Origin of the sequence: Pedobacter vanadiisoli (genome assembly GCF_042684385.1) — a bacterium.
GTDB classification, from domain to species: Bacteria; Bacteroidota; Bacteroidia; order Sphingobacteriales; family Sphingobacteriaceae; genus Pedobacter; species Pedobacter vanadiisoli.
The window spans coordinates 526,347-538,773 of the sequence record NZ_JBHULL010000007.1; the positions used below are offsets into that span (position 1 = coordinate 526,347).

Annotated in this window: 12 protein-coding genes and 1 tRNA gene; 4 read left to right on the forward strand and 9 right to left on the reverse strand. The window is 40.6% G+C overall.

Annotated features, from left to right (window positions below):
* Positions 1-21: 21 nt before the first annotated feature.
* Positions 22-933: a helix-turn-helix domain-containing protein gene (locus tag ACFSR6_RS08020; protein ID WP_379077355.1), complete on the reverse strand. Its 912-nt coding sequence runs from the start codon at positions 931-933 to the stop codon at positions 22-24.
* Between the two features lie 352 nt (positions 934-1,285).
* On the opposite strand from ACFSR6_RS08020, the gene ACFSR6_RS08025 reads away from it, so the two are divergent.
* Entirely contained in the window at positions 1,286-3,238 is a 1,953-nt protein-coding gene (locus ACFSR6_RS08025; RefSeq protein ID WP_379077357.1) for a glycoside hydrolase family 97 protein, read from the forward strand.
* Positions 3,239-3,335: 97 nt separating this feature from the next.
* Here ACFSR6_RS08025 and ACFSR6_RS08030 read toward each other — a convergent pair.
* From ACFSR6_RS08030 to ACFSR6_RS08045, 4 genes are all read right to left on the reverse strand, one after another.
* Positions 3,336-3,412: transfer RNA gene (locus ACFSR6_RS08030), tRNA-Ala, on the reverse strand.
* A 109-nt stretch (positions 3,413-3,521) separates the two neighbouring features.
* Complete coding sequence (locus ACFSR6_RS08035) at positions 3,522-3,728, reverse strand: hypothetical protein (RefSeq protein ID WP_379077359.1); 207 nt, start codon at positions 3,726-3,728, stop codon at positions 3,522-3,524.
* A 55-nt stretch (positions 3,729-3,783) separates the two neighbouring features.
* Positions 3,784-4,443 (reverse strand): CatA-like O-acetyltransferase, encoded by a 660-nt coding sequence (locus ACFSR6_RS08040; RefSeq protein ID WP_379077360.1) that lies wholly within the window; start codon positions 4,441-4,443, stop codon positions 3,784-3,786.
* Positions 4,440-5,135 (reverse strand): HAD family hydrolase, encoded by a 696-nt coding sequence (locus tag ACFSR6_RS08045; RefSeq protein WP_379077363.1) that lies wholly within the window; start codon positions 5,133-5,135, stop codon positions 4,440-4,442. The genes ACFSR6_RS08040 and ACFSR6_RS08045 overlap by 4 nt, the downstream gene beginning before the upstream one ends.
* A 78-nt stretch (positions 5,136-5,213) precedes the next feature.
* On the opposite strand from ACFSR6_RS08045, the gene ACFSR6_RS08050 reads away from it, so the two are divergent.
* The 3 genes from ACFSR6_RS08050 to ACFSR6_RS08060 all read left to right on the forward strand — a co-directional run bounded on the left by ACFSR6_RS08050 (position 5,214) and on the right by ACFSR6_RS08060 (position 7,710).
* On the forward strand, positions 5,214-5,858 hold the full coding sequence (locus ACFSR6_RS08050) for a Crp/Fnr family transcriptional regulator (protein ID WP_379077366.1): 645 nt from the start codon (positions 5,214-5,216) through the stop codon (positions 5,856-5,858).
* 310 nt (positions 5,859-6,168) lie between these two features.
* Complete coding sequence (locus ACFSR6_RS08055) at positions 6,169-6,777, forward strand: hypothetical protein (RefSeq protein WP_379077368.1); 609 nt, start codon at positions 6,169-6,171, stop codon at positions 6,775-6,777.
* Between the two features lie 306 nt (positions 6,778-7,083).
* On the forward strand, positions 7,084-7,710 hold the full coding sequence (locus ACFSR6_RS08060; protein WP_379077371.1) for a carbonic anhydrase: 627 nt from the start codon (positions 7,084-7,086) through the stop codon (positions 7,708-7,710).
* A gap of 175 nt (positions 7,711-7,885) precedes the next feature.
* Here ACFSR6_RS08060 and ACFSR6_RS08065 read toward each other — a convergent pair whose 3' ends face one another.
* The 4 genes from ACFSR6_RS08065 to ACFSR6_RS08080 all read right to left on the reverse strand — a co-directional run bounded on the left by ACFSR6_RS08065 (position 7,886) and on the right by ACFSR6_RS08080 (position 12,412).
* Positions 7,886-8,650, reverse strand: coding sequence for an SDR family NAD(P)-dependent oxidoreductase (locus ACFSR6_RS08065; protein WP_379077374.1), 765 nt, complete (start codon positions 8,648-8,650; stop codon positions 7,886-7,888).
* A gap of 25 nt (positions 8,651-8,675) precedes the next feature.
* On the reverse strand, positions 8,676-9,515 hold the full coding sequence (kduI, locus tag ACFSR6_RS08070; RefSeq protein WP_379077377.1) for a 5-dehydro-4-deoxy-D-glucuronate isomerase: 840 nt from the start codon (positions 9,513-9,515) through the stop codon (positions 8,676-8,678).
* A gap of 84 nt (positions 9,516-9,599) precedes the next feature.
* A complete protein-coding gene (locus ACFSR6_RS08075; protein WP_379077380.1) occupies positions 9,600-10,823 on the reverse strand; it encodes a DUF2264 domain-containing protein in 1,224 nt (407 codons plus the stop codon).
* A gap of 401 nt (positions 10,824-11,224) precedes the next feature.
* Positions 11,225-12,412 carry a glycoside hydrolase family 88 protein gene (locus tag ACFSR6_RS08080; protein WP_379077383.1) on the reverse strand — a complete coding sequence of 396 codons (1,188 nt, stop codon included), beginning with the start codon at positions 12,410-12,412 and terminating at the stop codon, positions 11,225-11,227.
* Between the last annotated feature and the right edge of the window lie 15 nt (positions 12,413-12,427).

Genomic DNA, 12,427 nt, shown 5'->3' on the forward strand with positions numbered 1-12,427 from the left:
TTTAAATGTTGGTTTTACAGGTCAATTTAATCCCTTATGCTGATTGCGGAAGGCTGAGGGAGAAAACCTTGTATGCTTTTTAAAGAATTTACCAAAATTAGCCGGATCCGAAAAATCCAGCTGGTAGGCAATCGTTGAAATCTCCATATCAGTATACCGGACGAGCAATTTGGCTTCAGAAACCAAACGCTCCGTAATAAAAGCCAATGCATTGCGCCCCGAAACCTGCTTAACAGACCTTGAAAGATAATTTGGGGTGACTGCAAGCAGGTCAGCATATTCTTTGATACTGCGTTTATGGATATAATTGTTTTCGATCAACTGTAAAAAGTCACGCATTAATAGTTCCGGCCTGCTGTTTCGCTCCTCCTTCTGTTTACTTTCCAGTGCACAATTCTGCAAATGACACAACAACCCCAGTAATTTCAATCGCGCTTCCAGGTGGGCATCTTTCTCAGAATGTTCATAAGCAGTAAAAACGGACTCAAAATGTGGGGCTAACTGCCTAAACATCTTGTGATCAAACTTAAACAGATTGGTGCGATGGGGATCGAACAGTTTGAACTGGCGATGGAACCCCGGCTTAAAAAAAGAAAAAGCATCGGGCTTAAAATAAACCACGTATCCCTCCAGCGCGTTATTATGGGCAAAACTATAAACCAGGTTTGGCGAATGGAATACCAAATAGGATTCAGGATCCTGAATGGTCTGCTCCCCGTATTCCACTTTAATTTCACCAGAATTGAAAAGCAACGCGAAAAAATAAAACGATCGCTTAAAAGGAGGCCTGTAAACTGGCATCTGACCACCTTCGATCGGTGTCAACCTCAGACAATAAAAATCCGGGTTTGTTGTCCGCTCAGGCCATGGAATGGAAGCCAAAAAATCATTAATTTCGGTATAGTAAGGAAGCATGCCGGTGTTTTTCCCCATGGCGATAAAAAGATTTGGCTAAAAATAATATAAAGATTTTTGAAATTGATACAATCTTACATTATCCCATTACAACACATTAGATCCAAGCTGAAGAGTCTTGGCATAAGTGGTATTATACAGATCAGGAAAGGATAAATAAGCCTTTAACACAGGTATGCGAAAGAAAATAGATTTACGAAATACAAAAACTGACTAAACAAACATCCTTTTCTAAGGTAAAATATTTTTTTCCACAATTGAGTATGGGAGTTGATATTAAATGCATCTATTAGAAACAGCTTGCAGAACCTCGGCTATTTTTTATATTTATTAACTGATCATAAATCAATATATTAAAGCAGTACATACAATGAAATTTAAACCAGGCAGGTCTTTTAAAAACCTGAAATTTTTAAGTCTATTTTTAATTCTCCAATGTTCTGTTTGTGCAGGATATTCCCAGCCCCTTCAGAAGTCATATACCTTGTATTCTCCAGATAAAAAGCTGGAAATCGATGTATATAAACAGCCTGATGGGAATTATTACTATAGCTTTTCTGCCAACAAAAAATTATTAATAGACAGGTCACCAATGGGGTTTGAAACAGTAAAAAATGGCACAATCCCTTCTACAGGATGGATAGTTACTGCTCAGAACCGAAAAACAGTAAACACTGTATGGAAACCCGTTTGGGGCAAGAGACAACTGGTTTCTGATCATTATAACGAACTAATAATTAAGTTGTCTTCAGCAGTCAACAGTTCAGATAAAATCAACATAGTGTTGCGGGCATACAATGACGGTGTTGCATTCCAATACCTTATCCCACAGGAAAGTAAAATTGAACAGGCGGTTAAATCTGAACTTACAGGATTTAATTTTAAGGGTGATTTTACGGCCTGGTACTATAATTTTGAACGGCATAATATCGGGCCCGAATTGCTCTCGCAAGCTGAGGGCGAACGAATGCCGGTGATGACCATTAAAGCTGACAGCAACCAATATATGGCTATTCATGAGGCCTGTTTAGACGAAGGCGAACCGCTTAAACTACGGTCAAAAAAAGGCAACCTTTTATTTTCGGTTACTTCTAAACCGCAGAAACTTTATCCGGGCTACCACTCTGCCTGGAGAGTCATCTTTTCTGGAAATACACCAGGTAAACTGGTTGATTCGCACTTACTGGAATTGTTAAACCCCGACCCTAAAATGGATTTTTCCTGGGTTAAGCCGGGTGTGGCACTTTGGGATTGGAGGATAGATGGTGCAGTTTGGGAAGGCTTCCATTATGGGATGAACTATACCTCGTGGGTTAAAATGATCGATTTTGCCGCCAAACAAGGTTTTCCCCACCTGGTACTCGATGCCAACTGGTACGGTCCGGAATTTTCAAAAGACTCGGATCCTTTAAAAGGAGATAAGGCAAAAGATGTACAAAATATTATCAGATACGGGAAAGAAAAAGGTGTGGGCGTGTGGCTCTATCTAAACGATGTGGGTGGAAAGAAATTTCCAATAGAAAAAACATTGGAACAATATCATCAGTGGGGGGCTGCTGGTGTAAAGTATGGTTTTATGTCAGGTAGTCCCGAAGAAAAAAATATCCGGACAAAAATGCTTACCGAACTGTGTGCAAAAAACAAACTGCTGGTTGATTTCCATGATGGACCGGTGCATCCGTATGGACAAATGCGTACCTGGCCAAATGCCGTTACCCGCGAATACTGCAAAGCACAGCTGGATGGCCGGGATATTTTTTATCCTAAAACGTTTGTAACCTCGGCTTTTGTGAATATGATTGCAGGGCCGGTTGATATGAACAATGGCATGTTCGATCTCCGCCAGGGAAAAACCACCCGAAAAGATAACAATATGGAAGTTCCTTCCACGGTGGTTTCGGAGGCTGCCCGCACCTTAATCACTTTTTCGGGGGCAACCGTTATTCCCGATATTCCCGAGTATTATGAGAAATATCCTGAACTGCTCAACTTTCTGTCAGCCCAGAAAATGCCCTGGAAGGAAAGTAAAACTTTGGCAGGTGAAATTGGGGAATATATCGTAACCATGCGGCAGGCTTCAAACGGCGTGTACCTGGTAGGTGCTGCAACAAACGAAAAGGGAAGGCTACTTCAGATTCCAATGTCTTTTTTACCGAAGGGTACTTTTGTGGCTGAGGTTATAGAAGATGGGGATAATGCAGACTATTTAACAAACCGTGAAACTTACAAAGTAGTAAAAAAGAGTATCAGTAGAAAAGATGTATTAAATGTCAGACTGGCTGCAGGCGGAGGTGCTTGCATTAAGCTTGTACTGAAGCATTAATCGTGTCAGAATGGAATGTAAAACAAAAATGTGAAATTAGGTAATACTCATTTTTGGGAAATAAAAAAGCCGATTTATCAAATAAATCGGCTTTTAATGGTGGAGAATACCGGATTCGAACCGGTCACCTCTTGCCTGCCAGGCAAGCGCTCTAGCCAAATGAGCTAATCCCCCGAATTTTGATTATTCCATAACCCAACCCGTTATGAAAAACAAGATTTTTGCTTGCGCTGCAAAAATAGCAAATACTTTGTCGATTGCAAATGATAATTGATCTTTTTGATCAATCTTTCGGTTTAAAGGCAAACATGCCCATAAAACAGATTACCGTAACAGCCGATTGGAAAGGATAATTGATAAAGAGGAACAGTATAAATGTTGCAATCAGCAACATCACCAAAAACATTACCGCTTTGTATACCGTATCCATATAACACATGGTTACCATGGCCAGCAGATAGAAAGGAATAATTACGGCAGCTATAAACATTACCGAAAATAAAATCCCTATGTTAACCTCGTATTAAGTTTTTTTTAGGTTTAATTTATTTAAATGCCTGACTAAACCTGGGCCTTAAACTTTTTTTGTTTAATAAATCCTGATAGATCTCTACAAACTGACCAACATGATAGCCATCCATTAGCGCGTGGTTCACATGGATGGAAAGCGGCATTATTTTCCTCCCTTTCTCTTCGCGCACTTTACCAAAAGATATTTTCGGACAGCTGTCATGATGGGCGTAATTACGGGCATGCGATATGGAAGTGAAATTTAACCAGGGCAATGCAGAATAATGGATTACATTTTCACCTGATGAGGAAGGGATTAAACCGGTGTTAGCCTGTACTTTTTCAATTTCCTTGTTGGCTTCTGCTCTGAATTCTTCAAAATCCTCATAGAAATCCATATAGCCAAACCCGAAAGTACCGTTTGGCCTGTTTATGGTAGGAGCTGCATTTACAGTATCGTATTTCCAAACTTCTCCATTTATAATGCGGTAACTGAAAGGCGCTATCCTGTTTGCGGCAAGCAGCGATTTGTGCAGGTAAAGCAGAAAGAACGACAGATTGTTTTCTTTTGCCTCCTGGTAGGTAGCGGTGCAATCTACCTCTACCGTAACACCAAAGAAGGGTTCTTCAAAAGTGCTAAAAAAATTAAAATGATCTTTTCTGATCCAGTTGTTTATATCTATTTTTTCTTTCATACTATTAATTGCGGTAAAACTCCGGCCAGACTTTCCACCTCATAAAAATTGGGGTGTTCGATGGTATGATCGATGCTTTCGTGTATCCAGGTAGTGTGATAAGGGATGTGTACGGCATGGCCACCGATGTTGAGCACCGGCAAAATATCCGATTTTAACGAATTGCCCAACATCATAAACTCCTCTGGTTTACAATCCAGGTGCCTGATCAGTTTTTGATAATCTTTTTCCTGTTTATCACTCATGATTTCGATATGATGAAAGTAATGATCGAGACCGGATTTAGTGAGTTTCCGCTGTTGATCGAGCAAGTCGCCTTTGGTAGCCACAACTAACCTATATTTTCCATGTAAAGCTTTTAATACTTCTTCTACCCCATCTAACAGCTCTATCGGTTTGTTAAGCATCTCTTTGCCCAGTTCGAGTACTTTTTCTACAATGATGGGATCAATTTTCCCCATGGTAACCTGCATGGCTGTTTGGATCATGCTCAGCATAAAACCTTTAATGCCATAACCATAAAGTGGTAAATTGGCCACTTCGGTTTTATATAACTCGGCCATAATGCTGTGGCGAGGCATAAAGTCTTCCAATAGATCAGCAAAGCGTTCTTCGGTTTCCCGGAAATAAGGTTCGTTTACCCAAAGGGTATCATCGGCATCAAAAGCAATTACGGTAATCTTATTTTTCATGGTTATGCTTACTTTTGTGGCACAAAAATAGCACGGTGCAGCCCTTTAAAAAAGGACATTTGTCCCGACCGATAGCATATGTTACGTACCAATCTTACCTTTTTATCCTTTATCGAACGTCTCTATGAGGAAAATGCTGAAGCAAAAGTTACACTCAAAAGCTTTAAAGCAGGATACCGTTTTATTGAACAGGGCGAAAAAATCAGCAATATTTATGTGATTAAAGATGGAATAAGCAAATGTTTCATTTCTGAAGAGAACGGAAAGGATTTTATCATCGAATTTTTGAGCAAAGGGGAAATTGTGGGCGAGCTTGAGGCTTTAAAAAAGATAGATTGTTTATGCAATGTAGCGGCTATTAGCGATGTTACCGCATATGTAATTCCTGATCATCTTTTCCATTCGCTGATTAATAAAAGTAGTGAATTTACTACAATCTTACTCCAGGAACTGTCTACCAGGATTATACAAACCAGTACACGGGCCGCCTTTCAGCAGCTGTACACCCTGGAGTATGCACTTTTAAAATTATTAAAACTTCAGGCCGACGAACACATTTCTATCTCCAAAGAAGACATGGCCGCCTACTTGGGTATATCGGTAAGAAGCTTTAACAGAGGCTTAAAGCTGGTGATGGATAAAGGCGGTTTCGACACGCCCGAATTCAAAAATATTTTACAATTAAGCCACTTGAAAAAATTGCTACAACGCCTTAAACCATAAAATAGTATTATGGTATAATTATTGTTCGAAAAAAATTGCAGTTAATTGTAGCGTTTTTGCACTTTTGCACGTATAAGTCGTAAAATTACTTGTAGCACCAAACAAACACACAAATACCCATATAATACAAATGAAAAACTACAACCGTCAATCACCATTAAGATCACCAAGTTAATCGGTATTAAGAGCGCTATCCATAAAATGGAAGGCTCAACAACAACCAATGATATCCTTACTTATCATTTAAACAGGGCGCAGGGTCAAAAGCTTATCCGCCATTTACATTAACTTTAGTTAATCTTAATCTAACATGAGTGCTTATATTAACATCTACACAAACACTTTAACAGACGACCTTATTCCAACCATTTTAAAACGGTTGAATGAACATGAAAATGTTCTGGACCTTAACTCTTCATTCTCTTTCAGAAATGCGAATGGCAACCTGCCTATCGTTTTTAAATGGGATAAACCAAGCCTTGAAATATTTAACGAGAACAACTTAAAACTTAATTTTAACGTATCGCTAAAATCTTTCGACCTTAAAGAATTCAAGAAAAAACTTTTTAAAGAGAAAATCATCAAACAGAGCTTTATCCAAAAGTTACTGGGGCTTTTTAAAAAGAAAAAAAGGAAAGTTGCCAAACCGGTAAAACTAAGCGCTGAGGTAGAAGCACAGCTTCAAAACTATAACAAGGTTTTTTCTATAAAATACCACCCTGGTGATGTTTTCGAAAACCATTTTGCCACATTAATCGGTGCAATTATTACTGAACTGAGTAAGGGCCTTTGCCACTTTACAAAAGAAAATAGCTGGTACGATTCAAAAAATGTATTAAGAGAATCGCTGGTTAATCTATATACCCTGGAAGAACTTCCGAACCACATTAATAAAAATGTGGTAGCAGTTGCCAGCTAAATAAACTACTCATTTTCCGAAGTCTGGCAAACCAGGCTTCGGAAATTTTTTCCATGAAGTGGCAGTTCTCATTGTCAGTCTGAAGCCTTCCGATGGCTTTTTATCAAACGCCATCCGTTTTATCCTCACTTAACTTCTTGCAACGGTGCACCATCAGGCTAAAGGTATTAATTACCAACATCTTCTATTCCGTTAAACATTTACACCCTTAATTTGTTATCAGAATCTGGAAATCTTTTTTAGTTTTATGCCTGTGTAAAGACTATGTTTTCCGCTTAACAACAATATACCTTATCCAAGTTAATTATGAATGTAGAAGAAGTTTTTAAGAACAACGAAAAATGGATTGCCGAAAAACTATCCATCAATCCGGATTATTTTACCGATCTGGCTAAAGGCCAGAGCCCTGAATTTTTATATATCGGATGTTCTGATAGTCGGGTTACCGCAGAAGATTTAATGGGAATCCAGCCCGGACAGGCATTTGTACACCGTAACATTGCCAACCTGGTAAATAACGTAGATTTAAGTGTAATGACGGTTTTAAATTACGCCGTAAGACATTTAAAGGTAAATCATATTGTTGTTTGCGGCCACTATAACTGTGGTGGTGTAAAAGCAGCGATGCAGCCTGCCGATTTGGGCATCTTAAATCCCTGGTTAAGAAATATACGCGATGTTTACCGTTTGCATAAAGACGAATTGAATGCCATTACCGATGAGGATACACGATACAACCGACTGGTTGAACTGAATGTACAGGAACAATGTGTTAACCTGCTTAAAACAGCAGCAGTACAGGAAGCTATTGTCCACAGAGGCTTAACCGTTCAAGGCTGGGTTTTCGACATCAGAACCGGTAAGTTAATTGACCTGAAAATTGATTTTGAAAAAATATTGAAAGATATTACCGAGATTTATAAGCTTTACTAGTCGGTAGTCAGAAGCCCCGAACATAACATAAAAAACCACTCTATTTCGGAATACGGCAAAAAAGAAGTCAAGTTTAAAAACTTGACTTCTTTGATATAAACCGCACAGGGTTTAAAAATCTGCAAGGTTTGAATAATGATTAAGATGTACTCAGAACTAAAGACTCCAGAATAACCTAGCGTCCCATCCAACCACCATCAACGGTTAATATTGTTCCGTGAACATAATCACTTGCTGCTGAAGCAAGAAATAAAGTTGGCCCTTTAAAATCTTCTGGTGTGCCCCATCTTCCTGCCGGAATACGTGATAAAATTGAAGTACTTCTTTCCTGATCTTCGCGTAAAGCCGTTGTATTGTCAGTAGCAATATAACCAGGTGCAATGGCATTTACATTTACGCCTTTAGCTGCCCATTCGTTAGCAAAAGCTTTGGTTAAAGAAGCAATTGCCCCTTTACTTGCTGCATAACCCGGCACAGTAATGCCTCCCTGGAACGATAACAACGATGCGGTAAAAATAATTTTTCCGCTACCTCTGGCCACCATATCGCGGCCTACCTCGCGGGTTAAGATAAATGGAGCAGTTTGGTTTACGGCAATTACCTCATCCCAATACTCATCAGGGTGTTCGGCAATCGGCTTGCGCAAAATGGTTCCGGCGTTGTTTACCAGAATGTCAATTACCGGGTGATCGGCTTTTACCTGGGCTGCAAAGGCCAGGGTGTTTTCGCGTTTACCGAAATCGCACTGATAAGCATAAAATTTACGGCCAAGGGCCAAAACTTCTTTTTCAATGGAGCTGCCTTGCAACTCAAGGCTGGCAGAAACACCGATAACATCGGCTCCTGCTTCGGCCAAAGCTAAAGCCATGGCTTTTCCAATTCCTCTTTTACAACCGGTAACCAAAGCAGTTTTACCTGCTAAATTAAATACGTTTGACATGATCTTATTTTATACGGATATTTTCTTATTTCAATTCGGTAATAGCGCAGTGGTCCATGTCTCCATAATCAAGATTTTCGCCGGCCATACCCCAGATAAAGGTATAATTACTGGTACCAGCACCTGAGTGGATTGACCAGTTTGGTGAAATTACCGCCTGATCGCCCTGCATCCAGATGTGGCGTGTTTCCTGTGGCTGCCCCATAAAATGGCAAACACTTTGCCCCTGTGGAACTTCAAAATAAAAATAAGCTTCCATTCTCCTGTCGTGCGTATGTGCCGGCATGGTATTCCAAACACTGCCGGATTTTAACTCGGTCATGCCCATCTGCAGCTGGCAGGTTGGTAAAACACTATTTACCAATAATTTATTAATAATGCGGTGATTTGCTGTTTCTGGTGTTCCCAATTCAACAATTTCGGCTTCTGCCTTGCTTACCTTTTTGGTTGGGTAAGTGTGGTGTGCAGGTGCCGAATTGATATATAATTTTGTAGCTGTACCTTTATCTGCCGATTCGAAAAACACTTCTTTAGTGCCTTTGCCAATATATAAAGCTTCCTTGTAATCCAATTCGTAAGTTTCTCCATCAGCTGTAACGATTGCTTTTCCACCAACATTGATAATGCCCAGTTCTCTGCGTTCTAAAAAGTAGCTGGCTTTTAAATCATCAGGGTTTGGCAGGGCTATTTTCTGGTCAACTGGCATAGCACCGCCAACAATATACCTGTCAAAATGAGATAGGGTAAGGTTTACCTGGTTGGCTTCAAATACGTTTTCGATTAAAAAATTTTCCCGCAGCGCTGCGGTATCCATTTGTTTAACTTCTTTAGGGCTTTGAGCGTAACGGCTTTCGAATTTGTTCATTGATTAAAAATTGAGTTGTAAGGTAAGAGCTGAACAGATCAGATCTTACCCGCAAATATATTTATACGATACCTATTATTGATATTAATACTCAACTTTATAATCCTTTTTTATCGTTTCTCCACTCCAGGCTTTTAAACTGGTCCAGGGAGCAGGTGCATCGGTCCAGAATTTATGATCGGCAGGCAGGCCTAAGGTTAAAAAACCAAGACTGGCCATGTACAAACTCCCGGTAGAGGTATAGGTATCGGCTACTTCGGGCTGATGGCCGTTAAAACCCAATACCAACCAGCCTTTATCGTCAAAATTCTGGTTTCCATCGTAAAGATTGTGCATCACCTTGGTTAATGCACCGCGTACCTGTGCAGGTTTTATGTATTCGGGCAGTTTTTCCATCAAAGCCGTTTGCGCCAATGCCTGAAAGGCCGCAGTGCGGTAGGTAATGGAGCGGCCATAAGCAGGATATGTACCTTCAGGCGAAATGATCCTTTCCAGGTATTCCGAATAGCGTACCATCCGTTTTAAAGCCAGGTCGTAATCGGCCTGCTGCGCCCTCTTTTTGTCAACCAGCACTTTTAAAAGATCAACCAGCATGGGGTGGATCACATAAGAGTTGTAATAATCCATGCTGAATTTTTCGCCATCACTATACCAGCTGTCGCCAACATACCATTCTTTCATTTTATTAACAGCAAACTGCACACGGGCCGGATCGTACTGCTCGCCAATGCTTAATAAAAAACCTTCGGTTAAACCTGCAAACAATAACCAGTTGTTGTAAGCGCCCGTACGGGTTCTGAGCGATTTAAACTCTTCTACAAACCTTTTTTTAGTGGTTTCGTCAAGCGGTTCCCATAAAGCTTTCGGCGCACGTAAAAAAGCCTGGGCAACATAGGCCGCATCAACAATTGGCTGACTTTCGGAACGGTAACTGATATAATCAGGACTCTCCGGGTTAACGGAATTGGTTAAGGCCTTTAAAAGTTCAGTACGCATGTTTTTTCGCAATTTACCCTCAGCAGTTTCATCATCGGGCAAAGCCAACCATGGCGCCACACCAGCAACCGTACGCCCTAATGCTTCGAGATAGATAACCCTGGCAGCATTTAAGCCATAACCAGGTGCTTTTTCTACCGGCATATTCTTTTTCAACGTTTCGTTGGCCAGGTTGTGGATTACGGGGTAGGCAATCCGGTTTAAAGTTTTTACCCAAAATGCACGGTCTTCGGCACCGGTTGCTGGTTTCTTTTGTGCATAGGTGAACTGCGAACAGATGAGCAGGAGAGAAAAAATAAGTTTGTGTTTCATTTTCTTTAGTATGTGGTTTTACATTAAAACCAGGTTATGTTAAAGGAGTTGGAGAGCGGCTTCGTACAACTATCAGGGTTTCTTACCGCTTTCCGTTTTACTTCGCCCGATGAAACATCGGGCTTGTGTTCAATCAATCAGGTCTAGGTGGCGCGGCAAGCATTACTATTAAAGGGTAAAACGACCGGCAAAAGTAGCTTTTGACAGTTTTTGCACCATCCCTAGTTCATAAACCCGGTAGTAGCGGCAGCTCCCGAATTCAGGTCGGGACTATAGCGAATAACGGGACTACTGTTGCCGATGAAATACGGAGCCTTCATTTTCAGGTAAAAACAATTAATTAAACTTAAGTTTTGAGTTAAACGGGTAAATACCCTCCCAAACCCAGGCTCAATAAATTGCTATAAATACCATTTTTTATAACGGGCCAGGGCCTCAAGATAATAGTAATCGGCATAAATCAAAGGCACGTCTATTTCACTGTTCAGTGGATAAGCACCTGTACTGTGCATCAATAAAAAGCCTCCGTTTTCGCCCAGTTTTGCATGGTAAGCGCTGCCAGAAAGCGAATAAATCATGGTTTCGGCTGCAGATTTGAATTCTGTTTTCTCATTACCCTTGGTATATTGGGCAAGTTCCAGCAAGGCCGAAGCCATCAGTGCGCCTGCAGAAGCATCGCGTTTGGCAAAAGGAATACCCTGTGCATCGAAATCCCAAAAAGGAATTTTATCTGCTGGTAAATTCGGGTGGTTTAAAATAAAATGGGCAATTCCTTTAGCCTGTTTTAAATACGCTTCATCTTTGGTAAAACGGTACATCATGGTATAACCATATAACGCCCAGCCCTGTCCGCGAGACCATGCCGAACAGTTTGCGGCTCCCTGCCAGGTGGCTTTCCTGATCACCTCGCCCGTCTGCGGATTATAATCAACCACATGGTAAGAACTAAAATCAGGCCGGAAATGGTTTTTAATCGTAGTATTGGCATGGGTAATGGCAATTTCTTTATATTTTGGATTACCGCCATTATCGCTTACCCAGTTCATCATTTCGAGGTTCATCATATTATCGATAATTACAGGGCACTCCCATAATTTGCTCTTGTTCCACGATTGAATTGATTTTACAGCCGGACGATAGCGGGTAGCTAAAGATTCGGCAGACCGCTGGATAATCGCTTTGTATTCTGGTTTGCCGGTTATGCGGTAGGCATTGCCAAAACTGCAATACATCATAAAACCCAGATCATGGTTACCAGTGTAGGTTTGGTTGGATTCTATTGTTTTTAAGGCTGCTTCGGCTTCCTGTTTTATGCCTTCATCTTTGGTTTGTTCATAGATGTACCATAAACTGCCCGAATAAAAACCGCTGCACCACCATTTAATATCGTAATTAATGGATTTGCCCTTATCGAAACTCTGAGGTGTTTTTCCAGCAGGGATATTTTTGGCCAGTACCTGGTATTGGTCGGTGGCAAATTTAAATTCATCGTTAATTAATTGAGCCATTGGCTTCTTTGGGCTTTGGGCACACGAAACACTCCCGATTAAAAGGAGCAATGTAGCGGCTAAGTTGATTTTTTTCATCATATCATTTTTCTCTTC